At 58.3% G+C, this 25,961-nt stretch carries 23 protein-coding genes and 2 tRNA genes; 3 read left to right on the plus strand and 22 right to left on the minus strand.

All coding sequences use genetic code 11. The features are described from left to right. Positions 1 to 121 precede the first annotated feature (121 nt). The 11 genes from infB to rlmE all read right to left on the minus strand — a co-directional run bounded on the left by infB (position 122) and on the right by rlmE (position 11,242). Complete coding sequence (gene infB, locus VLA07_RS04355) at positions 122 to 2,641, minus strand: translation initiation factor IF-2 (RefSeq protein WP_027610783.1); 2,520 nt, start codon at positions 2,639 to 2,641, stop codon at positions 122 to 124. Between the two features lie 27 nt (positions 2,642 to 2,668). Beyond that, entirely contained in the window at positions 2,669 to 4,150 is a 1,482-nt protein-coding gene (gene nusA, locus VLA07_RS04360) for a transcription termination factor NusA (RefSeq protein ID WP_003221546.1), read from the minus strand. Positions 4,151 to 4,197: 47 nt separating this feature from the next. Continuing rightward, positions 4,198 to 4,656: a ribosome maturation factor RimP gene (gene rimP / locus VLA07_RS04365; protein ID WP_007915250.1), complete on the minus strand. Its 459-nt coding sequence runs from the start codon at positions 4,654 to 4,656 to the stop codon at positions 4,198 to 4,200. A 138-nt stretch (positions 4,657 to 4,794) separates the two neighbouring features. After that, positions 4,795 to 4,871: transfer RNA gene (locus tag VLA07_RS04370), tRNA-Met, on the minus strand. A 97-nt stretch (positions 4,872 to 4,968) separates the two neighbouring features. Beyond that, positions 4,969 to 5,054 (minus strand) — tRNA-Leu (locus VLA07_RS04375). Between the two features lie 22 nt (positions 5,055 to 5,076). Further along, positions 5,077 to 5,463 (minus strand): preprotein translocase subunit SecG, encoded by a 387-nt coding sequence (gene secG, locus VLA07_RS04380; protein ID WP_027610782.1) that lies wholly within the window; start codon positions 5,461 to 5,463, stop codon positions 5,077 to 5,079. Positions 5,464 to 5,467: 4 nt separating this feature from the next. Further along, entirely contained in the window at positions 5,468 to 6,223 is a 756-nt protein-coding gene (gene tpiA, locus VLA07_RS04385) for a triose-phosphate isomerase (RefSeq protein ID WP_008088336.1), read from the minus strand. A 65-nt stretch (positions 6,224 to 6,288) separates the two neighbouring features. Next, positions 6,289 to 7,626, minus strand: a complete 1,338-nt coding sequence (gene glmM, locus VLA07_RS04390; RefSeq protein WP_027610781.1) for a phosphoglucosamine mutase — start codon at positions 7,624 to 7,626, stop codon at positions 6,289 to 6,291. 16 nt (positions 7,627 to 7,642) lie between these two features. Next, positions 7,643 to 8,494, minus strand: a complete 852-nt coding sequence (gene folP / locus VLA07_RS04395) for a dihydropteroate synthase (protein WP_027610780.1) — start codon at positions 8,492 to 8,494, stop codon at positions 7,643 to 7,645. An 8-nt stretch (positions 8,495 to 8,502) separates the two neighbouring features. After that, on the minus strand, positions 8,503 to 10,410 hold the full coding sequence (ftsH, locus tag VLA07_RS04400; RefSeq protein ID WP_027610779.1) for an ATP-dependent zinc metalloprotease FtsH: 1,908 nt from the start codon (positions 10,408 to 10,410) through the stop codon (positions 8,503 to 8,505). A gap of 202 nt (positions 10,411 to 10,612) precedes the next feature. Continuing rightward, entirely contained in the window at positions 10,613 to 11,242 is a 630-nt protein-coding gene (gene rlmE / locus VLA07_RS04405; RefSeq protein WP_003221536.1) for a 23S rRNA (uridine(2552)-2'-O)-methyltransferase RlmE, read from the minus strand. Positions 11,243 to 11,343: 101 nt separating this feature from the next. On the opposite strand from rlmE, the gene VLA07_RS04410 reads away from it, so the two are divergent. Then, positions 11,344 to 11,652, plus strand: a complete 309-nt coding sequence (locus VLA07_RS04410) for a YhbY family RNA-binding protein (RefSeq protein ID WP_003221534.1) — start codon at positions 11,344 to 11,346, stop codon at positions 11,650 to 11,652. A 9-nt stretch (positions 11,653 to 11,661) separates the two neighbouring features. Here the strand turns inward: VLA07_RS04410 and VLA07_RS04415 are convergent, their stop codons facing one another. The 8 genes from VLA07_RS04415 to grpE all read right to left on the minus strand — a co-directional run bounded on the left by VLA07_RS04415 (position 11,662) and on the right by grpE (position 22,133). Then, a complete protein-coding gene (locus tag VLA07_RS04415; protein ID WP_333988471.1) occupies positions 11,662 to 12,066 on the minus strand; it encodes an MFS transporter in 405 nt (134 codons plus the stop codon). Positions 12,067 to 12,094: 28 nt separating this feature from the next. Next, a complete protein-coding gene (greA, locus tag VLA07_RS04420; RefSeq protein WP_003221530.1) occupies positions 12,095 to 12,571 on the minus strand; it encodes a transcription elongation factor GreA in 477 nt (158 codons plus the stop codon). Next, positions 12,568 to 15,789 (minus strand): carbamoyl-phosphate synthase large subunit, encoded by a 3,222-nt coding sequence (carB, locus tag VLA07_RS04425; protein WP_007961429.1) that lies wholly within the window; start codon positions 15,787 to 15,789, stop codon positions 12,568 to 12,570. The genes greA and carB overlap by 4 nt, the downstream gene beginning before the upstream one ends. Before the next feature lie 126 nt (positions 15,790 to 15,915). After that, positions 15,916 to 17,052, minus strand: coding sequence for a glutamine-hydrolyzing carbamoyl-phosphate synthase small subunit (carA, locus tag VLA07_RS04430; RefSeq protein WP_123587303.1), 1,137 nt, complete (start codon positions 17,050 to 17,052; stop codon positions 15,916 to 15,918). Positions 17,053 to 17,309: 257 nt separating this feature from the next. After that, positions 17,310 to 18,116, minus strand: a complete 807-nt coding sequence (dapB, locus tag VLA07_RS04435) for a 4-hydroxy-tetrahydrodipicolinate reductase (protein ID WP_247267939.1) — start codon at positions 18,114 to 18,116, stop codon at positions 17,310 to 17,312. A 9-nt stretch (positions 18,117 to 18,125) separates the two neighbouring features. Beyond that, positions 18,126 to 19,250 (minus strand): molecular chaperone DnaJ, encoded by a 1,125-nt coding sequence (gene dnaJ / locus VLA07_RS04440; protein ID WP_003221522.1) that lies wholly within the window; start codon positions 19,248 to 19,250, stop codon positions 18,126 to 18,128. 297 nt (positions 19,251 to 19,547) lie between these two features. Continuing rightward, complete coding sequence (dnaK, locus tag VLA07_RS04445; RefSeq protein WP_003221521.1) at positions 19,548 to 21,464, minus strand: molecular chaperone DnaK; 1,917 nt, start codon at positions 21,462 to 21,464, stop codon at positions 19,548 to 19,550. Positions 21,465 to 21,566: 102 nt separating this feature from the next. Further along, positions 21,567 to 22,133 (minus strand): nucleotide exchange factor GrpE, encoded by a 567-nt coding sequence (grpE, locus tag VLA07_RS04450; RefSeq protein WP_007961425.1) that lies wholly within the window; start codon positions 22,131 to 22,133, stop codon positions 21,567 to 21,569. Positions 22,134 to 22,373: 240 nt separating this feature from the next. On the opposite strand from grpE, the gene recN reads away from it, so the two are divergent. Further along, positions 22,374 to 24,047 (plus strand): DNA repair protein RecN, encoded by a 1,674-nt coding sequence (gene recN / locus VLA07_RS04455; RefSeq protein ID WP_096795313.1) that lies wholly within the window; start codon positions 22,374 to 22,376, stop codon positions 24,045 to 24,047. Positions 24,048 to 24,121: 74 nt separating this feature from the next. On the opposite strand, the gene fur is transcribed toward recN, so the two are convergent. Then, a complete protein-coding gene (fur, locus tag VLA07_RS04460) occupies positions 24,122 to 24,526 on the minus strand; it encodes a ferric iron uptake transcriptional regulator (RefSeq protein WP_003221515.1) in 405 nt (134 codons plus the stop codon). A 97-nt stretch (positions 24,527 to 24,623) separates the two neighbouring features. Between fur and VLA07_RS04465 the strand changes: the two genes are divergently transcribed. Beyond that, the gene (locus VLA07_RS04465; protein ID WP_027610774.1) at positions 24,624 to 25,151 is read left to right on the plus strand and encodes an outer membrane protein assembly factor BamE; all 528 of its coding nucleotides are present in this window, start codon (positions 24,624 to 24,626) and stop codon (positions 25,149 to 25,151) included. A 61-nt stretch (positions 25,152 to 25,212) separates the two neighbouring features. On the opposite strand, the gene VLA07_RS04470 is transcribed toward VLA07_RS04465, so the two are convergent. Both VLA07_RS04470 and VLA07_RS04475 read right to left on the minus strand, forming a co-directional pair. Then, positions 25,213 to 25,527 (minus strand): RnfH family protein, encoded by a 315-nt coding sequence (locus VLA07_RS04470; protein ID WP_027610773.1) that lies wholly within the window; start codon positions 25,525 to 25,527, stop codon positions 25,213 to 25,215. After that, the gene (locus tag VLA07_RS04475; protein WP_003221509.1) at positions 25,520 to 25,954 is read right to left on the minus strand and encodes a type II toxin-antitoxin system RatA family toxin; all 435 of its coding nucleotides are present in this window, start codon (positions 25,952 to 25,954) and stop codon (positions 25,520 to 25,522) included. Before VLA07_RS04475 ends, VLA07_RS04470 begins: the two co-directional genes overlap by 8 nt. Between the last annotated feature and the right edge of the window lie 7 nt (positions 25,955 to 25,961).

Below are 25,961 nucleotides of genomic sequence, written 5' to 3' on the forward strand. Positions count from 1 at the left end.
AGGTCTGAAAGCGGCAAACGCCCGGCCTGACAAAAGCCAGACCGGGCGTTGCGTTTAGAGTCCTGACGCCTTGGCGCGCATCTGCATGCGGCGGCTCGGCGTGGCCCTTGAAGTGCGCGAGTCAGAGGCTGCGAGCAACCTGAACCTTCTCGAAGACTTCGATCTTGTCACCGACTTTGACGTCGTTGTAGCTCTTCACGCCGATACCGCATTCCATGCCGGCACGTACTTCGGAAGCGTCATCCTTGAAGCGGCGCAGGGATTCCAGCTCGCCTTCGAAGATAACGATGTCTTCACGCAGTACACGGATCGGACGGTTACGGTGCACAACACCCTCGATCACCATGCAACCGGCGATCGCGCCAAACTTCGGCGAACGGAACACGTCGCGCACTTCGGCCACACCCAGGATGTTCTCGCGAACATCGCTGCCGAGCATGCCGGTCAGGGCTTTCTTGACGTCTTCGATGATGTCGTAGATCACGTTGTAGTAACGCATGTCCAGACCTTCCTGTTCGACGATCTTCCGTGCGCCAGCATCGGCACGCACGTTGAAGCCGAACAGTACAGCGTTGGAAGCCAGTGCCAGGTTGGCGTCGGACTCGGTGATACCACCGACACCGCCACCGACCACGCGCACTTGCACTTCGTCGTTGCCCAGGCCGTTCAGAGCGCCCTGCAAAGCTTCCAGCGAACCACGGACGTCGGATTTGAGGACGATGTTGAGCGTCTTCTTCTCTTCCTGGCCCATGTTTTCGAAGATGTTTTCCAGCTTGCCGGCGTGAGCGCGAGCCAGTTTGACTTCGCGGAACTTGCCTTGACGGAACAGAGCCACTTCACGGGCTTTCTTCTCGTCGGCAACCACGCTCATCTCGTCGCCAGCGTCCGGCGTACCGTCAAGACCCAGGATCTCGACCGGAATGGCCGGACCTGCTTCCTTGATCGGCTTGCCGTTCTCGTCGAGCATGGCGCGCACGCGGCCATAGTTCGAGCCGACCAGCACCATGTCGCCTTGACGCAGCGTACCGTCCTGAACCAGAACAGTGGCTACCGGGCCACGGCCCTTGTCCAGACGCGATTCGACGACTACACCACGGCCAGGAGCCGATGGCGTGGCGGTCAGTTCGAGTACTTCGGCCTGCAGCAGAACCGCTTCGAGCAGCTCGTCAACGCCGGTACCCATTTTCGCCGAGACCGGTACGAATGGAGTGTCGCCACCCCAGTCTTCGGAGGTCACGCCGTGAACCGACAGTTCGCTGCGGATGCGATCGAGGTCGGCACCCGGCTTGTCGATCTTGTTCACCGCAACCACCAGAGGAACGCCAGCCGCCTGAGCGTGCTGAACAGCCTCGATGGTTTGCGGCATCACGCCGTCGTCCGCCGCAACCACCAGGATCACGATGTCGGTCGCCTTGGCACCACGGGCACGCATTGCGGTAAACGCAGCGTGACCCGGGGTGTCGAGGAACGTCACCATGCCGCGGTCGGTTTCAACGTGGTACGCACCGATGTGCTGGGTAATGCCGCCGGCTTCGCCCGCTGCTACCTTGGCACGACGGATGTAGTCGAGCAGGGAAGTCTTACCGTGGTCAACGTGGCCCATTACGGTCACGACTGGCGCACGGGAAACTGCCTCACCTTCAAACTTCAGGGACTCGGCCAGGGAATCTTCCAGGGCGGTGTCGCTGACCAAGGTCACTTTGTGGCCCAGCTCTTCAGCTACCAGTTGAGCAGTTTCCTGATCGAGTACCTGGTTGATGGTCGCTGGAGTGCCCAGTTTGAACATGAACTTGATGATTTCAGCAGCCTTGACCGACATCTGCTGGGCGAGATCGCCAACAGTGATGGTCTCGCCGATCTTCACTTCACGCACGACAGGACCGGTAGGGTTCTGGAAACCGTGAGCGTTGCGTTTTTTCAGCTTGGCCTTGCCGCGACCACCACGACGGAAGCCATCGCTTTCTTCGTCGGTAGTGCGTGGCGCCACACGTGGAGCCGGCGCTTTTTCTTTGACCGATGCGCGATGCGGAGCGTTTTTGCGCTCGCCATCGCCACCACCGCCGCGACGATTGTTATCGTCGGCACGTGGCTTGTCCGGACGGCGCTGTTCGTCACGCTTGCGAGTGTCGGCAGCCGGCGCAGCAGCAACCGGCGCGGCGTCGCGCACTGGTTCAGCGACTGGCGCAGGTGCTGCAACAGCTTCGGCAGGAGCGGACGGCGCAGCAGCAGGCTGGCGACGCGCTTCTTCTTCAGCGCGCTGCTTGGCTTCTTCTTCAGCCTTCTGACGAGCAGCATTTTCTACTGCGCGACGCTCTTCCAGTTCACGCTTGCGCTCGGCTTCGATTTCTTCCGGGCTACGCTGTACGAAAACTTTCTTCTTGCGAACTTCAACGCTGATGCTCTTGCTACCAGCCACACGCAGGGTGCTGGTGGTTTTACGCTGCAGCGTGATCTTGCGTGGTTCTTCCACTTTCGCCTTGTGGCTGCTCTTCAAGTGAGTCAGCAGGGATTGCTTCTCACTGTCAGTCACATTTTCTTCGGCGGCGGTGTGCGGCAGACCTGCCTCACGCATCTGCTGCAACAGGCGCTCTACCGGTGTTTTGACCTCATCGGCCAGTTGTTTCACCGTGACTTGCGTCATGCACTTCTCTCCTCAGGCCGCGCCTAATTACTCGAACCAGTGGGCTCGGGCGGCCATGATCAACTTGCCGGCACGATCATCGTCAATGCCGTCGATGTCGAGCAGGTCGTCAATAGACTGCTCGGCCAGGTCTTCGCGGGTAATTACGCCGCGCACCGCCAGTTCCATCGCCAAATCCTTGTCCATACCCTCAAGCGAGAGCAGGTCTTCGGCCGGATGGGCGTCTGCCAGCTTTTCCTCAGTAGCGATGGCTTTGGTCAACAAACGATCCTTGGCACGAGCGCGAAGCTCGTTGACGATATCTTCGTCAAAGCCGTCGATGTTGAGCATTTCTTCCAACGGTACGTAGGCAATCTCTTCCAGGCTGGTGAAGCCTTCATCTACCAGCACCTGAGCCAGTTCTTCGTCGACTTCCAGCTCGTCGATGAAGTTGCGCAGGATGTCGCCGGTTTCTGCTTGCTGCTTAGCCTGGATGTCCGATTCGGTCATCACGTTCAGGGTCCAGCCAGTCAACTGGCTCGCCAGACGCACGTTCTGACCACCTCGACCGATGGCCTGAGCCAGATTGTCTGCGCCAACGGCGATGTCCATTGCATGGGCATCTTCGTCAACGATAATGGCCGCCACTTCTGCCGGCGACATGGCATTGATCACGAACTGCGCCGGGTTATCGTCCCACAGGACGATATCGACACGCTCGCCACCCAACTCGCCCGACACGGCCTGGACGCGCGAACCGCGCATACCGATGCACGCGCCCTGCGGGTCGATGCGTTTGTCCTTGGAACGGACAGCGATCTTGGCACGCGACCCCGGATCACGGGACGCCGCCATCACTTCGATCAGGCCTTCAGCGATTTCCGGCACTTCGATACGGAACAGCTCGATCAGCATTTCCGGCGCGGTACGCGACAGGATCAGCTGCGGGCCGCGGTTCTCGGTGCGGATTTCCTTGAGCAGTGCACGCAGACGCACACCGACACGGAAGGTTTCGCGAGAAATGATGTCTTCACGGGCCAGCAACGCTTCGGCGTTGTTGCCCAGATCGACGATCACGTTGTCGCGGGTGACTTTCTTCACGGTGCCGGAGATGATTTCTCCCAGGCGCTCGCGATAGGCGTCGACCACTTGAGCGCGCTCGGCTTCACGCACTTTCTGCACGATGACCTGTTTGGCGGTCTGTGCTGCAATGCGGCCGAACTCGATGGATTCGATCTTTTCTTCGACGACGTCGCCGACCTTGGCGCCCGGATGCGTTTCGGCAACCTTGCTTGGCCAGGTTTCGATCGCAGGATCGTCGAGATCATTCTCTTCGACGACTGTCCAGCGACGGAAAGTCTCGTAGGAACCGGTGTGGCGATTAATTTCCACACGCAGGTCAACTTCGTCTTCAAAACGCTTTTTGGTAGCAGTGGCCAGAGCCAGCTCCAGCGCTTCAAAAATCACGCTTGCCGGTACGCCCTTTTCATTGGATACCGACTCAACAACCAGCAGTACTTCTTTGCTCATCGTACGCCTCGCCTTTCGCAAGCCATTGGATCCGCGGGATCCGCGTCTCAGTCAAAACTGGGAATAATGTTGGCCTTGTCGATCATATCGATCGGCAACAGGAATTCATGGTCATCTACCTGCACCACGACATCCTGTTCTTCTACACCGCGCAGAAGGCCCTGAAAGTTGCGTCGACCTTCGAAAGGCGAGCGCAGCTTGATCTTCACTTGTTCACCGGCAAATTTTGCAAACTGCTCAAGAGTGAACAGTGGGCGTTCCATGCCAGGCGAGGAAACTTCGAGGGTGTATTCAACGGAGATCGGATCTTCAACATCCAGGACACCGCTGATCTGACGGCTGACAATGGCGCAATCGTCCACCAGCACGCCACCCTCTTTATCGATATAAACGCGCAACATCGAGTGACGACCTTGAGCCGAAAACTCGATACCCCAGCATTCATAGCCTAGGGCCACGACCACCGGGGCCAACAAGGCCTGCAACTCTTCTAGCTTGCTCGACACCTGAACCCCCTCGTGCATGTAAATGCATGCGCTGCAAAATAAAAAAATGGGCGAAACGCCCATCCTTGAAACGCCGTCGAACATCGGCGTAGAAAGTGTCCAGCTAACAAAAAGCCCCTGAAAAGGGGCTCCTTAAACTGGTTGCGGGGGCCGGATTTGAACCGACGACCTTCGGGTTATGAGCCCGACGAGCTACCAGACTGCTCCACCCCGCGACAAAGCTGGGGCGGAAGTATACGACCGATCCCTTATAGGGTCAATGTAACCTTCCACCTGCAAGAAAGCCCGCAACAGCGGGCTCTCCTGACTAATTGGTACCGAGAAGGGGACTCGAACCCCTACACCCTATGGGCACAACCACCTCAAGGTTGCGTGTCTACCAATTCCACCACCTCGGCAAAACTACGTTTGAAACCCTTCTTACTTCTGCTCTTGAGCTGGAGGTACGTCAGTCGCTGGAGTAGCCGACTTTTGCTCTTGAAGCACCGGGACATCATCAGAAGCCGGTTGTTGTTGCTTAGGTACTTCCAACACTGCTGGATCTGGCAAACCTGCTTGAGTCAGCTGATGAGCCTTCTCTTTAGCAAAGTAACCTAACCCCAAGCTGGTTATGAAGAAACCGGCGGCAAGTATAGCAGTAAACTTACTAAGAAAGGTAGAGGAACCTTGGCTTCCGAACACAGTATTTGAAGCACCTGCTCCGAAAGACGCGCCAGCGTCCGCACCCTTACCCTGCTGCAGCAAAACCAGAGCAACTACGCCCAATGCACCCAGCAGATGAAAAACGACTACGACTGTTTCCAGCATTTTTTCAGTTTCCCGCGGCGCGACAAATCGCACCGAACTCATCTGCATTCAGGGAAGCTCCACCAATGAGCCCCCCATCGATATCCGGCATGCCGAACAGTTCGACCGCATTGGCCGCCTTCACGCTGCCGCCGTATAGAAGCCGCACACCTCGTGCGACTTCAGAATTCTCTGCCGCCAACTGCTCGCGAATGGCTTTATGCACATCCTGAGCCTGTTGCGGCGTTGCAGTCAGTCCGGTACCAATGGCCCAGACAGGCTCGTAAGCAATGACTGCCTTGGCAAAGGCACCAACACCCAGCTCCTCGATGATGCTGCCCAGCTGACGCCCGACAACTTCAAGAGTTTTTCCGGCTTCGCGCTGCTCGAGGGTTTCCCCTACACACAACACCGGAATCAAGCCACATGCCTGTGCCGCTGCGAACTTGCGATTCAGCATCCCGTCTCGCTCGCCCATTATCTGGCGGCGTTCGGAGTGCCCGACAAGTACCAGGGAACAACCTGCATCCACTAACTGACTCGGTGCAATTTCACCGGTCAATGCACCTTGCATGGATTCCACCGCAGAATTCTGCGCACCGACCGAAATCGATTTGCCTTTCAAGCCATCAATCACTTGATTGATATGCAAGCAAGGCGGGAATACCGCGACATCAACACCGCTTGGCAAGGCCAGATGACGAAGGCCGTTGATCAGCTCAGCGACGCTGGCGCGGGTACCGTGCATCTTCCAGTTACCAGCTACCATAGGGCGACGCATGCTGTACCTCGTCGGTCAAAGTGGGCGCAGATGTTACCCAACACAATCATGGCTGGCAAGCCGAATCAGGCAGAAACTTCACTTACCAGTTTTGCCAGTTCTTCGGCGTAGCTGCGAACCTGAGTTTCATCCTCACCTTCGACCATCACGCGCACCAAAGGCTCTGTACCGGACTTGCGCAGAAGTACCCGGCCACGCCCCGCCATTGCCTGGGTGACACGCGCACTGGCTTCCTTGACCGCCGGATGCTCAAGCGGACTTTCACCGCCACCAAAACGCACATTGATCAGCACCTGAGGACACTTGCGCAAGGCCTGACGCGTTTGCGCAAGACCTTCATTGCGAGCCTTCAGTGCCATCAGCACCTGGAGCGCAGCAATGATCGCATCACCGGTGGTGGTGTGATTGAAGCAGACGATATGCCCCGAGTTTTCACCGCCTACCAGCCAGTCGCGCTCCAGCAGTTCGGCGATCACATAACGGTCACCGACATTGGCACGAATGAATGGAATCGAAAGCTCTGCCAGCGCGAGTTCAAGACCCAGGTTGCTCATCAGCGTACCGACTACGCCGCCCTGCAATTTGCCCCGCCCGTGCAGATCGCGCGCAATGATGAACAGCAACTCATCACCATCAACGATGGCGCCAGTGTGATCAACCATCAACACCCGATCACCGTCACCATCAAAGGCGATGCCCAGATCAGCGTGCTCGGCCAGAACCGCAGCCTGCAGCTGACCCATATGGGTCGAGCCGCAATTGTCATTGATGTTCAGACCGTTGGGCTGCGCCGACAGCACGACCACTTCAGCACCCAGCTCACGGAACACACTCGGAGCAACCTTGTAGGTCGCACCGTGCGCACAATCGATCACGATCTTCAAACCGGAAAAGCTGGTACCGGTCGGCACACTGCTTTTGCAGAATTCGATGTAGCGGCCGGAGGCGTCATTGATGCGCGACACCTTGCCGATCTTGCTCGACTCAACCACAGTCATTGGGGTATCGAGCAGCTCTTCGATCATCAGCTCCAGCTCATCAGGCAGCTTTGTGCCCTTGCCGGAGAAAAACTTGATGCCGTTATCGTCATGCGGATTGTGCGAAGCACTGATCACGATCCCGGCTTCAGCCTGGAACGTGCGCGCCAGATAAGCAATGGCAGGCGTCGGCATCGGACCGAGCAGCATCACGTCCGCACCAGCCGAGGTCAGGCCTGCTTCAAGTGCCGATTCGAACATGTAGCCAGAGATGCGCGTGTCCTTGCCGACAAGCACCTTGCAGGCGCCCATCTTGCGAAAGGCCATACCCGCCGCCCAGCCGAGCTTAAGCATGAAGTCAGGAGTGATCGGATATTCACCGACACGACCACGAATACCGTCAGTACCAAAGTATTTCTTGCTCATAAGTGCTCCATCATTCTTATTCGGCTGATTCCACGGCCGCGAGCATGCGCACCACGTCTACCGTTTCCGCCACATCATGGACGCGCAATATACGCGCTCCTTTAACCGACGCGAGTGCTGCGAGAGCCAGACCACCATAAAGACGCTCACCCACGGGGCGGTTCAATGCGTGGCCGATCATGCTTTTGCGTGAGACACCGACCAATAGCGGACGCCCCAGCGCATGCAGGGCTTCCATATGCTTGAACAAGCTTAGATTGTGCTGCAGGGTTTTCGCGAAACCGAAACCGGGATCAAGAATGATCCGTTCGGCAGGAATGCCCGCCGCCGCACATTGAGTCATGCGCTCTGCCAGAAACTCACCCACTTCCCGGGTAACGTCCTGATAGTGCGGATTGTCCTGCATGTCACCCGGCTCGCCGAGCATATGCATCAGGCAGACCGGCAACCCGGTCGCGGCTGCGGCATCCAGCGCGCCATCGCGGCGCAGCGAGCGCACATCATTGATCAACCCGGCACCCAGGCGCGCCGTTTCACGCATCACCGCTGGCGTCGAAGTATCGACCGAGATGACCACATCCAGCTCGCGATTGATCAACTCCACGATCGGAGCTACGCGCTCCAACTCTTCCAACGGCGAAACCGCTCGAGCGCCAGGCCGGGTCGATTCGCCGCCGACATCGATCAGCGTCGCACCAGCAGCCACCATGGCCTCAGCGTGACGCAAGGCCACGTCGAGCTGGTTGTATCGGCCACCGTCGGAAAAGGAATCGGGAGTGACATTGAGAATACCCATGACATGCGTCTGGGCCAAATCAAGAACCCGGTTGCCGCAAGGCAACCGGGTCAGGGACTGTACAGAAGTCATTTCAAACCTTAAACGTCAGCAGCCGGACCGCCGATCGGTGTTTCCGGGCGCTCATCCTGAATCACTGGAGGCGGGGGCGTACCCGTGCCACCGGTCCAGTCACGCGGTTCGCGAGGCGTACGACCCGCCATGATGTCGTCGATCTGCTCGGCATCGATGGTTTCGTACTTCATCAGCGCATCAGCCATGGCATCCAGCTTGTCACGGTTGTCCGTGAGGATCTGCTTGGCCGTGCCGTAGCACTGGTCAATGATGCTGCGCACTTCGGAGTCGATCAGCTTGGCAGTCTCACCGGAGAAACTTGCATTCTGACCGCCACCACCGCGACCGAGGAACACTTCACCCTCTTCTTCGGCGTACATCAGCGGACCGAGCTTTTCCGACAGACCCCACTTGGTCACCATGTTCCGCGCAATCTGACTGGCACGCATGATGTCGTTGGAAGCGCCGGTGGTCACACCGTCGAAACCAAGGGTCATTTCTTCAGCGATACGGCCACCGTACAGCGAGCAGATCTGACTGATCAACGCACGTTTGGACAGGCTGTAGCGATCTTCTTCCGGCAGGAACATGGTCACACCCAGCGCACGACCACGTGGAATGATCGAAACCTTGTAGACCGGATCATGCTCAGGTACGACGCGACCGACAATAGCGTGACCCGCTTCGTGATAAGCGGTGTTCTGCTTCTCTTTCTCGGACATGACCATCGATTTGCGCTCGGCGCCCATCATGATCTTGTCTTTGGCCAGTTCGAACTCTTTCATTTCGACGATGCGCTTGCCGCTGCGTGCAGCGAACAGCGACGCTTCGTTGACCAGGTTGGCCAGATCGGCACCAGAGAAGCCCGGGGTACCACGTGCGATAACGGCCGGGGCAACGTCGTCACCCATTGGCACTTTGCGCATGTGAACCTTGAGGATCTGCTCGCGACCACGGATATCCGGCAAACCTACAACGACCTGACGGTCGAAACGGCCCGGACGCAGCAGCGCAGGGTCGAGTACGTCAGGACGGTTGGTAGCGGCGATCACGATGATGCCGTCATTCATTTCAAAGCCATCCATCTCTACCAGCAACTGGTTGAGAGTCTGCTCACGCTCGTCGTGACCGCCGCCCATGCCGGCGCCACGGTGGCGACCGACGGCGTCGATTTCGTCGATGAAGATGATGCACGGCGCATGCTTCTTGGCCTGCTCGAACATGTCGCGAACGCGGCTTGCACCAACACCCACGAACATTTCAACGAAGTCGGAACCGGAAATAGTGAAGAACGGAACCTTCGCTTCGCCGGCAATCGCCTTGGCCAGCAAGGTTTTACCGGTACCCGGAGGGCCGACCATCAATACGCCGCGAGGAATACGACCACCCAGGCGCTGGAACTTGCCCGGATCACGCAGGAACTCAACCAGTTCGCCGACCTCTTCCTTGGCTTCGTCGCAACCTGCAACGTCAGCCAAGGTGGTTTTCACCTGGTCTTCGGAAAGCAGGCGTGCCTTGCTCTTGCCGAAGCTCATCGGTCCGCCCTTGCCGCCAGCACCGCCCTGCATCTGGCGCATGAAGAACATGAACACCGCGATGATCACCAGGATCGGGAAGCTCGCCACCAGGAGTTGAGTCCAGATGCTTTGCTGTTCAGGCTGCTTGCCCTCAACCACAACGTGGTTGTCGACCAGGTCGCCGATCAGGCCATTGTCCTGGATCGCCGGACGAATGGTCTTGAAGCTGTCGCCATCGTTGCGCTTGCCGGTAATCACATAGCCGTCAACGGCTACGCGCTCGACCTTGCCATCCTTGACCTGCTGGATGAAGTCGGAATAGTTGAGGGTCTGCGGCTCGTTAGGGCTGGAGAAGTTGTTCATCACCGTCACGAGGACTGCCGCGATGATCAACCACAGGATCAGATTCTTTGCCATATCGTTCAATTAACTACCCTCTGAAGCAAGCTCCGCTACTGGCGCGCGCTTCGCATGATATTCACCGGCCTAACTTACTACATTACCTACAACTCTGGCAGGCGCCGTCTGTAACCCTTTGTGAAACACTTTCTACACAATATTCGCTTATGCACGCGGGGCAAAATACGAAAAACCTATCGCCCCGGCAAAAAACCTCGTTTTACTCGTTACCACCGCGGTAACCCCAAGCCAGCATATATTGCTCGCGGGAGCTGCCTCGGGAAGAATCCGGCTTGATCATCTGGATCTTGTCGAATTTCTTGCGAGCATCCTTCAGGTAAACATCGAAACCTTCACCCTGAAAGATCTTGATCACGAAATTGCCACCCGGCTTGAGTATCCGTTCCGCCAGATCAAGCGCCAGTTCGCAAAGGAACATGGCTTTCGGCATATCCACTTCAGGCGTACCACTCATATTGGGGGCCATATCGGAAATCACAAGGTCCACCTGCGAATTACCCACAGCCTCAAGAATCCGCGCAAGCACTTCGTCTTCGGTGAAGTCCCCTTGAATGAAGGTCACGTCCGGAATGCTGTCCATTTCCAGAATGTCCGAAGCGATCAGACGCCCCTGACCGCCAATCAGCCGGCTGGTGACCTGCGACCAGCCGCCGGGCGCAGCGCCCAGGTCGACAACGCTCATGCCGGAACGGATCAGCTTGTATTTCTCCTGGATCTCCAGAAGCTTGTAACTTGCACGCGAACGGTAGCCATCCTTCTGCGCCTGCTTCACATAAGGATCGTTGACATGTCGTTTCAGCCAACCAAGGCTTGTCTTGGAACGCGCCATTGGGCACCTCGATGATTAGGGTCGTGATTAATTGGGCGGATCCACGAACCCTCGGGTAAAATGGCCGCCATTTTACAGAATCCAGACGAAAGGGTCAGATTATGCCGCTCACTCCAGAGCAGAAGAAACAGTACAAATCCATTGGCCACCACCTGAAGCCGGTTTTGACGGTGGCGGACAACGGTCTGACTGAAGGTGTATTAGCCGAACTCGAACGCGCACTGGCGGATCACGAGTTGATCAAGATCAAGCTCAACATCCTCGATCGCGAGTCGCGCCTGGCGCACATTGCAGAGTTGTGCAAGGTCGGCAAGGCTGACCTGGTTCAGGTCATCGGCAAGATGGCACTGGTTTATCGCAAGAACTTCAGCGTCAACAAGCAGCTGTCGAACGTTCATCGCTTCAAGTGATGACAAGGGTCAAGGGTGTGCTTCGCGCACCCTGCCACTCCATCCCGGCAGCGGTTGCAACACCAACACCACACCGGAGAAGCCCAACACCAGAAAACTGAATTCCTGCCAGCGCTGCGCTTGCGGCCAGCCGACACGCACGGCGACAAACATCGCACACGCATACAACGCCATCAGCAACACCTGCCCGCGAAAATCCCGCCATAGACTGGCAAGGCCATCGGCCTGTACCAGCACCAAAGCCTGAAAAATCACGCATGCCGCGGCAAAACCCGCCACCGGCACTTCGAATGCATCGGCAACTTCATCGATCAGCAACGGTGCCAGGCCAATCTTGCCCAACACCGGTCGCAAACCGAGATGTATCAACCAGAAGCCGCCGACCCACAACATCTGGGTCAGCTGCCAAAGCATGGCGCCCGCACGTAGCGGGCGCCTGCCTTCAGATGTGACGGACTTCGACAATCTCGTACTCGATAACGCCACTCGGCGTTTTCACGGCAACCACATCACCCTCTTCCTTGCCGATCAAGGCACGGGCCAATGGTGAGCCGACCGAAATCTTGCCGAGTTTGAAGTCAGCCTCATCCTCACCCACGATGTGGTAAGTGACGCTCTCATCAGTCTCGACGTTGGCGATTTCGACGGTAGTACCGAAGATCACTTTGCCGGTGTGCGGGATAGTCGTGACATCGATGATGACCTGATTCTGAATCCGGCCTTCGATGTCACGGATCCGCGCCTCGACCATGCCTTGCTGTTCGCGGGCGGCATGGTACTCGGCGTTTTCCTTCAGGTCACCCAACTCGCGAGCGGTACCGATGTCCTGGCTGAGCTTCGGACGAACGACCTTGGTCAGGTGAGCGTGTTCTTCTTCCAGGGCTTTCGCGCCCTGGACGGTCATTGGGTATTTGATCATGCCTTCAATCCTGCGTGTAGATCCTGCAAGCGGCGCACGGTCTTCTCGGGACCGAACTTCAGCGCTTCGCAGATAGCTTCGCCCGCAGCAATGGTGGTGGTGCAGTAGATCTTGTGCTGCAGGGCATTACGACGAATGGAGTAGGAATCAGCGATCGACTGACGGCCTTCGGTGGTGTTGATGATCAGAGTGACTTCGTCATTCTTGATCATGTCGACCACGTGCGGACGCCCCTCGGTCACCTTGTTCACGCGGCGCACTTTCAGGCCTGCAGCTTCGATCAGCTTGGCAGTGCCGGCAGTGGCGACCACTTCGAAGCCCAAGTTGATCAGATCACGGGCCACGCCTGCAACCAGCGGCTTGTCATCGTCACGCACGCTGATGAACGCGGTACCGCCGGTCGGCAGCACTTCGCTGGCGCCCATCTGGGCCTTGGCGAATGCTTCACCGAAAGTGTCGCCGACGCCCATCACTTCACCGGTGGACTTCATCTCTGGGCCGAGGATCGGGTCAACACCAGGGAATTTGGCGAACGGGAACACCGCCTCTTTCACGCTGTAGAAGTTCGGGATGATTTCCTTGGTGAAGCCGATTTCCTTCAGAGTCTTACCGGCCATGACGCGAGCCGCGATCATTGCCAGGGAGACACCGATGCACTTGGACACGAACGGCACGGTCCGCGAAGCGCGCGGGTTGACTTCGATGACGTAGATGTCTTCGCCTTGCAGCGCCAGTTGCACGTTCATCAGGCCGACAACACCCAGTTCCAGGGCCATTTTCTTGACCTGTTCGCGCATCTCGTCCTGGATGTGTGCCGGCAGCGAGTACGGCGGCAGCGAGCACGCGGAGTCACCGGAGTGAACGCCCGCCTGTTCGATGTGCTGCATGATCGCGCCGATCACCACGTCTTTGCCGTCGCAGACCGCATCCACGTCCATCTCGATGGCGCAGTTGAGGAAGTGGTCGAGCAGCACCGGGCTGTCGTTGGACACTTGCACCGCGTCACGCAGGTAACGCTTGAGCTCGTCTTCCTTGTACACGATTTCCATCGCGCGGCCGCCCAGTACGTAGGACGGGCGCACCACCAGCGGATAACCGATTTTCGCGGCAGCGCGAACGGCTTCATCTTCGCTGCGCACGGTGGCGTTTGGCGGCTGACGCAAGTTCAGGCGTTCAACCATTTGCTGGAAGCGCTCGCGGTCTTCGGCGCGGTCGATGGCGTCAGGGCTGGTACCAATGATCGGCACGCCAGCGGCTTCGAGGGCACGCGCCAGTTTCAGCGGCGTCTGGCCCCCGTACTGGACGATTACGCCTTTCGGCTTCTCGACGCGGCAGATTTCCAGCACGTCTTCCAGGGTTACCGGCTCGAAGTACAGACGGTCGGAAGTGTCGTAGTCGGTGGAAACGGTTTCCGGGTTGCAGTTGACCATGATGGTTTCGTAGCCGTCTTCGCGCAGTGCGAGGGCAGCGTGTACGCAGCAGTAGTCGAACTCGATGCCCTGGCCGATACGGTTCGGACCGCCACCCAGAATCATGATCTTGTCGCGACCGGAAGGCGCGGCTTCGCACTCTTCCTCGTACGTCGAGTAGAGGTAAGCGGTGTCGGTGGCGAACTCGGCGGCGCAGGTGTCAACGCGCTTGTAGACCGGGAACACTTCCAGTTTTTGACGGTGAGTACGCAGATTCTTCTCGGTCACACCCAGCAGCTTGGCCAGACGCTGATCGGAGAAGCCTTTGCGCTTGAGCTTGAACATCAGGTCGCGGTCGATGGCGGACAGACCGAGGGTCTTGACCTTCTCTTCGTCCTTGATCAGATCTTCGATCTGCACCAGGAACCACGGGTCGATCATGTTCATGCCGAAGATGTCTTCGACGGTCATGCCGGCGCGGAAGGCGTCCGCCACGTACCAGATACGCTCGGCGCCCGGTACGGTCAGCTCGCGCTTGAGGATGCTCATGCTTTCCGGATTGCTCAGGTCGAGCTTCTCGTCCAGACCGCAAACACCGACTTCCAGACCGCGCAGGGCTTTCTGCAGGGATTCCTGGAAGGTGCGACCGATGGCCATGACTTCGCCGACCGACTTCATTTGAGTGGTCAGGCGTGCGTCAGCGTTGGCGAATTTCTCGAAAGCGAAACGTGGCAGCTTGGTGACGACGTAGTCGATCGACGGTTCGAAGGACGCCGGGGTCTTGCCGCCGGTGATGTCGTTCGACAGTTCGTCGAGGGTGTAGCCCACAGCCAGCTTGGCCGCGACTTTGGCGATCGGGAAACCGGTGGCTTTCGAAGCCAGTGCCGAGGAACGCGATACACGCGGGTTCATCTCGATCACGACCATGCGGCCGGTGTCCGGGCAGATGCCGAACTGCACGTTGGAACCGCCGGTCTCGACGCCGATCTCGCGCAGTACCGCCAGCGAGGCGTTACGCAGGATCTGGTATTCCTTGTCGGTCAGGGTCTGTGCCGGAGCCACAGTGATCGAGTCACCGGTGTGCACGCCCATCGGGTCGAAGTTTTCGATCGAGCAGACGATGATGCAGTTGTCCTTTTTGTCGCGGACAACTTCCATTTCATATTCTTTCCAGCCGATCAGCGACTCGTCGATCAGCAGCTCTTTGGTCGGCGACAGGTCCAGACCGCGGGCGCAGATTTCTTCGAACTCTTCACGGTTGTACGCGATACCGCCACCGGTGCCGCCCATGGTGAAGGACGGACGGATGATGCACGGGAAACCCAGACGCTCGAGGACGGCGTTGGCTTCTTCCATGCTGTGGGCGATACCGGAACGCGGGCATTCCAGGCCGATCGACTTCATGGCCTTGTCGAAACGCGAACGGTCTTCAGCCTTGTCGATGGTGTCGGCGTTGGCGCCGATCATTTCCACGCCGAACTTTTCCAGAACGCCTTCGCGCTCCAGGTCCAGGGCGCAGTTCAGAGCAGTCTGGCCGCCCATGGTTGGCAGCACGGCATCCGGACGCTCTTTTTCGATGATCTTGGCCACGGTCTGCCATTTGATCGGCTCGATGTAGGTCGCGTCGGCCATGTCCGGGTCGGTCATGATGGTGGCCGGGTTGGAGTTCACCAGGATGACGCGGTAACCCTCTTCGCGCAGGGCTTTGCAGGCCTGGGCGCCGGAGTAGTCGAATTCGCAGGCCTGGCCGATAACGATCGGGCCAGCGCCGAGAATCAGGATGCTTTTAATGTCTGTACGTTTTGGCATGGGTTTGTCACTCAAATCCGCAGGTCAGTCGGCAAGCCGTCTTGATCGATTTCTGAAGCCCTGAGGGGCGCCACCGGTGTCGGGGCCGCCCTCGAGGGCTTCTCGCTACAGTCTCAAGGCGAACGCTTAGCGTCGCTTGGCCATCTCGTTGATGAAGCGGTCGAACAGGGGTGCCACATCGTTCGGGCCCGGGCTCGCTTCAGGGTGGCCCTGGAAGCTGAACGCGCTCTTGTCGGTGCGTTCGATACCTTGCAGGGTGCCGTCGAACAACGATTTATGGATCGCACGCACGTTGGCTGGCAGGGTCGCTTCGTCAACCGCGAAACCGTGGTTCTGGCTGGTGATCATCACGACGCCAGTGTCCAGATCCTGTACCGGGTGGTTGGCACCGTGGTGGCCGTGACCCATTTTCAGGGTCTTGGCGCCGGAGGCCAGAGCCAGCAGTTGGTGACCGAGGCAGATACCGAATACCGGAATTTCGGTTTCCAGCACTTCCTTGATCGCCTTGATCGCGTAGTCGCAAGGCTCCGGGTCACCAGGGCCGTTGGACAGGAACACGCCGTCCGGCTTGAGTGCCAGCACATCGGCAGCCGGAGTTTGCGCCGGCACCACGGTCACGCGGCAGCCGCGCTCGACCAGCATGCGCAGGATGTTCAGTTTGACGCCGTAGTCGTAGGCAACCACGTGGTACGGCAGCTCGGACGCTTCGATGGTCGCGTGGCTGTCGGTCTTCAGCTCCCAGACAGTCGAGCGCCATTCGTACTTTTCCTTGGTGCTGACGACTTTCGCCAGATCCATGCCCTTCAGGCCAGGGAAGCCTTGCGCGGCGGCAATTGCAGCTTCTTCGGAGATGTTGTCGCCGGCCATGATGCAGCCGTTCTGTGCGCCTTTTTCACGCAGGATGCGGGTCAGGCGACGAGTATCGATACCAGCGATTGCCACAACATTGTTGGCTTTCAGGTAGTCGGACAGGGACATCGTGTTACGCCAGTTGCTCGCTACCAGCGGAAGGTCACGGATGACCAGGCCTGCGGACCATACGCGGTCAGACTCGGCATCTTCCGGCGTGGTGCCGGTGTTGCCGATGTGCGGGTAAGTCAGGGTAACGATCTGCTGGGCGTAGGAAGGATCGGTAAGGATTTCCTGATAGCCGGTCATTGCGGTGTTGAACACCACCTCACCAACGGTTTGACCGTCGGCTCCAATGGCTTCGCCGCGAAAAATGCTGCCATCAGCAAGGGCGAGTATGGCTGGCTTAGTCAAGAAGACCTCCCGTAAATAACGCATGAAAGGGCAATCGCAGGTTGTAAAAAAGCGGAGTGACGTATGGACACGTCACCCCGCTTCTTCACTGAATTATTCTGCGCGCTTTTAGTGGACACACTAAAGCTGTAGCTTACAGAAAAAGGCTTTTTTGGTCCACCGCTAAAGAGCCTAAAAGGCCGGAGAATGCGACAGGCCGTCGCGCGGTGCAGAAAAACCAGCGCAAACCGGGCGTTTACGCTGGGTAATACAGTCAATCAATGCAGTTCGAGCACGTCCTGCATGTCATACAGACCCGGCTCGCGACCATCCAGCCACAACGCCGCACGCACAGCACCCTTGGCGAATGTCATGCGACTGGAAGCCTTGTGCGTGATCTCCAGGCGCTCGCCCTCACAGGCGAACAGCACGGTGTGATCGCCGACCACATCACCACCACGCACGGTAGCGAAACCGATGGTTTCCCGCTCTCGCGCGCCGGTGTGGCCTTCACGGCCATAGACCGCAACCTTCTGCAGATCACGATCCAGCGCATCGGCAATCACCTCACCCATGCGCAGGGCAGTACCCGAAGGCGCGTCAATCTTGTGCCGGTGATGCGCCTCGATGATCTCGATGTCAGCATCATCGCCCAGCACCCGGGCGGTCATCTCGAGCAGCTTCAACGACAGGTTGACCCCGACGCTGAAGTTGGCCGCGAATACGATCGGAATATCCTTGCCCGCCTCGGCCAGCAGCTGCTTTTGCGCAGCATCGAGCCCGGTGGTGCCGATGACCATGGCCTTGCCAGCCTTGCGACAGAACGCGAGGTTTTTCAGCATCACTTCCGGCAGGGTGAAATCGATCAGTACATCGAACTCTTCAGCCACCGATTCGAGATTGCCGGACAACGGCACACCGATGCGACCCAGCGAAGCCAGCTCACCGGCATCCACCCCGATCAGCGTACTGCCGGGACGAACGATCGCCGCGGTCAGGCCGGTCAGCGGCGCGCGCTGTTGCACGGCCTCGACCAGAATCTTGCCCATGCGCCCGGCGGCGCCCATCACAGCTATACGTCGCATGCCGACTCCTTACAGATCGCCGAAGAAGCGCTTCACACCATCGAACCAACCGGTGGTTTTTGGCGAGTGGCTGTTGTCATCCGCCAGCGAGCTGCGGAATTCTTCGAGCAATTCGCGCTGACGACGATTCAGATTGACCGGGGTCTCCACCGCTACGCGGCACATCAAGTCGCCCGCACCACCGCCACGCACTGGCGCCACGCCTTTGCCGCGTACACGAAACTGCTTGCCGGTCTGGGTGCCTTCAGGGATTTTCAGTTTGACGCGACCGTCGAGGGTCGGGATTTCCAGTTCGCCGCCGAGCGCCGCATCAACAAAGCTGATCGGCACTTCGCAGAACAGATGTTTGCCATCGCGCTGGAAGATGTCGTGCTCGCGCACGTTGATCACCACGTACAGGTCGCCGGTCGGGCCGCCCTGGGTGCCCGCCTCGCCCTCGCCAGACAGACGAATGCGGTCGCCGGTATCAACGCCAGCCGGCACCTTCACCGACAGGGTCTTGTACTCTTCGACGCGACCGTCGCCGTGGCAGGAATCGCACGGATCGGAAATGATCTTGCCTTGGCCATGGCAGCGCGGGCAGGTCTGCTGCACCGAGAAGAAGCCCTGCTGCATGCGCACCTGACCGATGCCGCCGCAGGTCGGGCAGGTCGATGGCGACGAGCCTTTCTTCGCGCCGGAACCATCGCATGGCTTGCAATTGACCAACGTCGGAACGCGGATATTCACGGTAGTGCCGCGCACCGCTTCTTCCAGATTCAGCTCCAAGGTGTAGCGCAGATCGCTGCCACGCTGGGCGCCGCCACGGGAACCGCCACGACCGCCACCGAAGAAGTCACTGAAGACATCGCCAAAGATGTCGGAGAAGTTCTGCCCGCCGAAACCGGCGCCACCGCCACCCATGCTTGGGTCGACGCCAGCATGACCGTACTGGTCGTACGCCGCGCGCTTGCTCGAATCGGACAATACTTCGTAGGCCTCGTTGGCCTCTTTGAACAGTTCTTCCGACGCTTTGTCATCGGGATTACGGTCCGGGTGATGCTTCATCGCCAGACGACGATAGGCCTTCTTCAGGTCTGCATCGCTTGAACCACGCTCTACACCCAATACTTCGTAATAGTCACGCTTTGCCATAAGTCTTTTGCACTCTTGAGGACGTTCGGCAAACCCCTCCTGAGGATGGCCAAACTCGTTGAGCCCCAATACAGGCCCGGACCCAACTCACGTCAATTCAACGATCCTGGTCTTTGTTTCTTTTGGTACTTGCGGCGCGAAAAGCAGGAGCATTCCCGGCCATACCAGCAGCAGGCGAACCTTGTCGCATGCTGTAAAAATTCGTGTATTCCAGATACGCCAACGCGGGAGCAAGCTCCCGCGCGGCGACATCCTACCAGTCACCGCCGCAAGGCAGTCAACCGGCCGACCAACAACTTACTTGTGGTCTTTGACTTCTTCGAACTCGGCATCGACAACATCGTCAGCCTTTTCAGCTTTCTCGTCGTGCGGTGCCGCGCCTTCAGCAGGCTGAGCCTGTTCGGCGTACATCTTCTGAGCAACCGGAGCCGAGACTTTCGACAGCTCTTCGATCTTCGCTTCGATGGCAGCCTTGTCGTCGCCTTTCACAGCAGCTTCCAGTGCAACCACGGCAGCTTCGATCGCGGTTTTCTCTTCAGCGCTGACCTTGTCGCCCGCTTCGGTAACCATTTTGCGAGTCGAGTGAACCAGTGCATCACCCTTGTTACGGGATTCAGCCAGTTCAGCGAACTTGCGGTCTTCCTCGGCGTTCAGCTCGGCATCGCGAACCATCTTCTGAATTTCTTCATCCGACAGACCGGAGTTGGCCTTGATGGTGATCTTCTGCTCTTTACCGGTCGCCTTGTCTTTCGCACCAACGTGCAGGATGCCGTTAGCGTCGATGTCGAAGGTCACTTCGATCTGTGGCACGCCACGTGGAGCTGGTGGAATGTCGGCCAGGTCGAACTTGCCCAGGGACTTGTTCTGTGCGGCTTGCTTACGCTCACCTTGTAGAACGTGAATGGTCACAGCGCCCTGGTTGTCGTCGGCAGTCGAGAACACTTGCGATTTCTTGGTAGGAATCGTGGTGTTTTTCTCGATCAGCGCGGTCATCACGCCACCCATGGTTTCGATACCCAGGGTCAGCGGGCTGACGTCGAGCAGCAGAACGTCTTTCACGTCACCGGCCAGAACGGCGCCCTGAATCGCAGCACCCATGGCAACCGCTTCGTCCGGGTTCACGTCTTTACGAGCTTCTTTACCGAAGAAATCGGTCACCAGCTTCTGTACCAGCGGCATACGGGTCTGACCGCCGACCAGAATCACGTCGTTGATCGCGCCAACGTCGATACCGGCGTCTTTCATAGCGATACGGCAAGGCTCGATGGTGCGCTGAACCAGGTCTTCAACCAGTGCTTCGAGCTTGGCACGCGAAATCTTCACGTTCAGGTGCTTAGGACCGGTAGCGTCTGCAGTGATGTACGGCAGGTTGACGTCGGTCGACTGAGCGGACGACAGCTCGATCTTGGCTTTCTCAGCGGCTTCTTTCAGGCGCTGCATGGCCAGCGGGTCACCTTTGAGGTTCATACCGCTTTCTTTCTTGAATTCGTCAACGAGGTAGTCGATCAGACGAATGTCGAAGTCTTCACCGCCGAGGAAGGTGTCACCGTTGGTGGCCAACACTTCGAACTGGTGCTCGCCGTCAACTTCAGCGATCTCGATCACGGAAACGTCGAAAGTACCACCACCCAGGTCATAAACGATCACGGTGTGATCGCCCTTGGCCTTGTCCATACCGTAAGCCAGAGCAGCTGCGGTTGGTTCGTTGATGATACGTTTAACGTCCAGACCGGCGATGCGGCCGGCGTCTTTGGTCGCCTGACGCTGGCTGTCGTTGAAGTAGGCCGGAACGGTGATCACCGCTTCGGTCACAGGCTCGCCGAGGTAGTCTTCGGCGGTCTTCTTCATCTTCTTCAGAATTTCAGCCGAGATTTGTGGCGGCGCCATTTTCTGGCCGTTCACTTCAACCCAGGCGTCGCCGTTGTCAGCCTTGGCGATTTTGTACGGGACCATCTTGATGTCTTTCTGTACGACTTCTTCGTCGAACTTGCGACCGATCAGACGCTTCACCGCGTACAGGGTGTTGTGCGGGTTGGTCACTGCCTGACGCTTGGCCGACTGACCAACGAGGATTTCACCATCGTTGGCGTAAGCGATGATCGACGGCGTGGTACGCGCGCCTTCGGCGTTTTCGATAACTTTGGCTACGCCGTTTTCCAGCACGGAGACGCAGGAGTTGGTAGTCCCCAGGTCGATACCGATAATTTTGCCCATGTTCACTCTCCCGAAACTTTGGATTTTGTTGCCGCAGCAGTGGTGGCTAACTGCGGTAATACTTAAACGCTTGACTTCTAAATGGGGGCCTTGCGGCTAATTTCAAGCCTTCTCGTCAATCGAAGGCGAAATTGGCGCCGGCGCCTTGCTGACCACAACCATCGCCGGACGCAACAGGCGACCGTTAAGCTGGTAACCCTTCTGAAACACCTTCAGAACGCTGTTCGGTTCGACGTCGGCGCTTTCCTGCATGGCCATCGCCTGATGGTGAACGGCATTGAACGGTTCGCCATGCGGATCGATCGCTTCAAGCTGGTAACGCTTGAGGGTGTCGTGGAACATTTTCAGGGTCAGCTCGATGCCTTCGCGCATCGGACGGATGCTTTCGTCGTCCGGGCTCGACAGTTCGAGACCGCGCTCCAGGCTGTCGACGATTGGCAGCAAGTCACCGGCGAATTTTTCCAGCGCAAACTTGTGCGCCTTCTCGACATCCTGCTCGGCACGACGGCGGACGTTCTGCAGATCGGCAGCTACGCGCAGCGACTGATCCTGCGCGGCGGCCAACTGCTCTTCGAGCACTTGTACACGGGTCGCCAGGTCGTCACCCGAAGTTTCGGGCGCCTGATTGGCTTCTGGATTTTGCGTATCTACTGTCTGTTCGTCAGCCATAGAATTCTCCTTTCAATTACGTCCGCGAGCTGTACTCGCGCTTCTGCCCCGATATATGGGGCCGCAAAATCAGGCTTCAAGGGCCTGCAATGATTAACCCTACAAAAAAGTGCTGCATTGTCATTCCCGCTCGGACTAAGCATTTGATCGGATCAAGCAAATCGAGCTAAGCGAGGGCATTGTCAGGCCGAAACAAAACACTGTATAAATAACCAGACCTAAAGCCTGGGAGCGGCCTTTATGCTGGTGCACCTGTCCGTACATAACTACGCCATCGTTGAACATCTCGATCTCGAACTCGATCGCGGGATGAGCGTGATCACAGGGGAAACCGGCGCCGGCAAGTCGATCATGCTCGACGCCCTGGGCCTGACCCTCGGCGATCGCGCCGACAGCGGCGTAGTTCGCCCGGGCGCCGACAAGGCCGATATCCTGGCCACCTTCGATCTGGTCGACATCCCTGAAGCCCATGCCTGGCTGGCCGAGCGCGATCTCGAAAACGACGGTCCGTGCATCCTGCGCCGAGTCATCACTGCCGAAGGCCGTTCGCGCGGCTACATCAATGGCACGCCCTGCCCGCTCGGCGATCTCAAGGCCCTCGGCGAGCTGCTGATCGATATCCACAGCCAGCACGAACATCAATCGCTGCTGAAAACCGATACCCATCGCCGCCTGCTCGACGAATACGCCGGCGCTACCGATCTGGCCCGCCAGGTTCAACTCGCCGCGCAGCGCTGGCGTCAAACCCGCCAGGAGCTGGAGCGCCTCTCCAATTCTGGCGACGAACAACGCGCGCGCCACCAACTGCTCAGCTACCAGCTTGAAGAACTGGAAAACCTCGGCCTCGGCGACAACGAGCTGGACCAGCTGGAGCAGGAACACAAGAACCTGACCAATGCCGAAACCCTGCTCGGCATTTGCCGACAGGTGGTCGAGCAGTGCAGCGAAAGCGATTCCGGCAACGTACTGAACGCACTGACCGCCAGCCTCAATCGCCTGTCGAGCGTGAACAACTCGGTGGGCGCACTGGGCGAAGCCAGCAGCCTGCTGACCAGCGCGCAGATCCAGGTCGAAGAAGCCGTGGGCGAACTCAATCGCTTCCTCGACAACTTCGATGCCGATCCGGCGCGCCTGCAGTATCTGGAAGAACGCCTCGACGCAATTTACACCCTGGCCCGCAAGCACCGGATCCAGCCAACTGAAGTCGCCGAGATGCAGCAGAAGTTGCTGGATGAAATCGAAACCCTCAATGCCAATGACGAATCCATCGAGCGCCTGGGTGAAGAACTGGCGTCCTACGCGCGCCATTATCAAGAGAAGGCCCGAGAGCTGAGCGACTTGCGTCATCAGGCCGCCGGCAGCCTTGCCAGCGCCGTGGAGCAGGAAATCCAGCGCCTGGGCATGCCGGGCGGGCGCTTCACCATCGAACTGCGCGCCAACAGCAGCGACGAATTGCTACCCAACGGCTTGGAGCAAGTCGAGCTGCTGGTCAGCGCCAACCCCGGCCAGCCACTGAAGGCGCTGGCCAAAGTGGCCTCCGGCGGCGAGCTGTCGCGGATCAGTCTGGCGATTCAGGTGATCACCGCGCAGACCTCACGGGTACCAACCCTGGTATTCGACGAAGTGGACGTAGGTATCGGCGGGCCGACCGCCGAAATCGTCGGCCAGTTGCTGCGGCGGCTTGGCGATCGCGGTCAGGTGCTGACCGTGACGCACTTGCCGCAAGTGGCGGCGCAGGGTCATCAGCATTTGTTCGTGCACAAGGTACGGGGCGAACAAGCGACTCACACCGCCGTGTCCAAGCTGAGCAAGAACGACCGTATAGAAGAAGTGGCGCGGATGCTGGGCGGCATCGACCTGACCAAAGAGTCTTTGGCTCACGCAAAAAAAATGGTGGTTACCGCAAAAGTTTAAGCACAGCAGAAAGCACGAAGGCGACCCTTGGGTCGCCTTCGTTCGTTTCGCGAACCTGAATTCGCGCGACATGCTTACTTTTTCTTGCGTACGTACAGCACCAGATTGTGATCTACCAGATCAACACCGTGCTCCTCGGCAATTGCCTTCTGGAGCTTTTCGATTTCCGGACTGACGAATTCGACGACTTCACCGGTTTCCACGTTGACCATGTGGTCGTGGTGGCCACCGTCGGCCAGTTCGAATACCGCGTGGCCACCGTCGAAGTTGTGACGGACCACGAGGCCAGCGGCTTCGAACTGGGTCAGAACACGGTAAACCGTGGCCAGACCAACGTCCTCGCCCGCTTCCATCAACGCCTTGTAGACGTCTTCGGCACTCATGTGACGCTGCTCGGTAGAATCGAGCATTTGCAGGATCTTGACCCGTGGCAGGGTCACTTTGAGGCCGGCTTTGCGTAGTTCGCTATTTTCAACCATGGTCAGCTTTCTCGCGATGCTGCTTCGCAGCTTCTCTTAATGCGGGTATGATCGGCGTTTACGTTGTCCCAGCCAAGATAGTGGAAGTCGCCCACCGATGCAAAACACCAAGCTCTTGCTAACCAGTTTCACCTTTGTGGGACTGCTCGCACTCGCCGGTTGTTCATTCCCCGGGGTTTACAAAATCGACATCCAGCAGGGCAATGTCGTCACGCAGGACATGATAGACCAGTTACGCCCGGGAATGACCCGTCGGCAAGTACGGTTTATCATGGGTAACCCTCTGCTGACCGACACGTTCCATGCCGATCGCTGGGATTATCTGTACAGCCTGCAACCTGGTGGCGGTGAACGCCAACAGGAACGCGTGAGTGTTAACTTCAACTCCAACGACCAGCTTGTCAGCCTGTCCGGTGACTTCATGCCGGGCGTGAGCCGTGACGAAGCCATTCTCGGCAAGGACAGTGGCACCAGCGTGACCGCCCCTGCTGAAAACGCCGAGAAGCCGAAGCCGGAACAACCAGCCAAACCAGGTTCCTTGCTGGATTCGATCCAGAAGGACGTGGACGGTGTTGAAACCGTTCCGGTTCCGACGCCTGAACCGCTGGACACCTCGCCGCAGTAATGTGCGAGGCAATAAAAAACCCGGAATTTCCGGGTTTTTTATTGCCTGCGATTTGGCCTATCTACTGATTTCGCGCTTTCGCCTCGGCAGCCTTGGCCGCGCGCAGACGCCGCACCTCTTTCGGGTCAGCCAGCAATGGTCGGTAGATCTCGATGCGATCCCCCGCCTGAATCAGGCGAACCTGCGGATCCGCGATCACTTTGCCGAAGATACCCAACGGGCACTCGCTCAAGTCCAGCTCCGGAAATTCATCGCCAATACCTGACTTGAGCACCGTCTCACGCACTGTCGTCCCTTCAGGAACGCTCAAAGTGCGCAAGATCTGACGATCCACGGCGGCATACACCACCTCAATCTCGATCACCGGCTCAACCATGCATCTGCTTGGCACGCTGGCAGAACGCATCCACAAGCGTATTCGCTGCCTGATTGAACAGCGGCCCGAGGGTCGCACGCACCAGTGGGCCGGCGTAGTCGAAAGACAGGTCAAGACTGATCTTGCAGGCCTTCTCGTTCAACGCCTTGAAGACCCAGACGCCATGCAGTTGGTTGAACGGGCCTTCTTCCAGGTTCATCTCGATCGATTGCCCCGGCACCAGCGTATTGCGCGTGACGAAGTGCTGACTGAGCCCCCCCTTGGCCACGCCAACGCTGGCACGCATGTGCTCGGGCGAACTCTCCAGCACCTCGGCGGACGAGCACCACGGCAGGAATTCCGGGTAACGCGCGACGTCGTTGACCAGGTCGTAAAGGAATTGCGCCGGGTATGGCAGCAACGCCGAACGTTGAATATGTGTCGTCATGTAAGCG

The organism is Pseudomonas sp. S3(2024) (genome assembly GCF_036861315.1).
Taxonomy (GTDB): Bacteria; Pseudomonadota; Gammaproteobacteria; order Pseudomonadales; family Pseudomonadaceae; genus Aquipseudomonas; species Aquipseudomonas putida_A.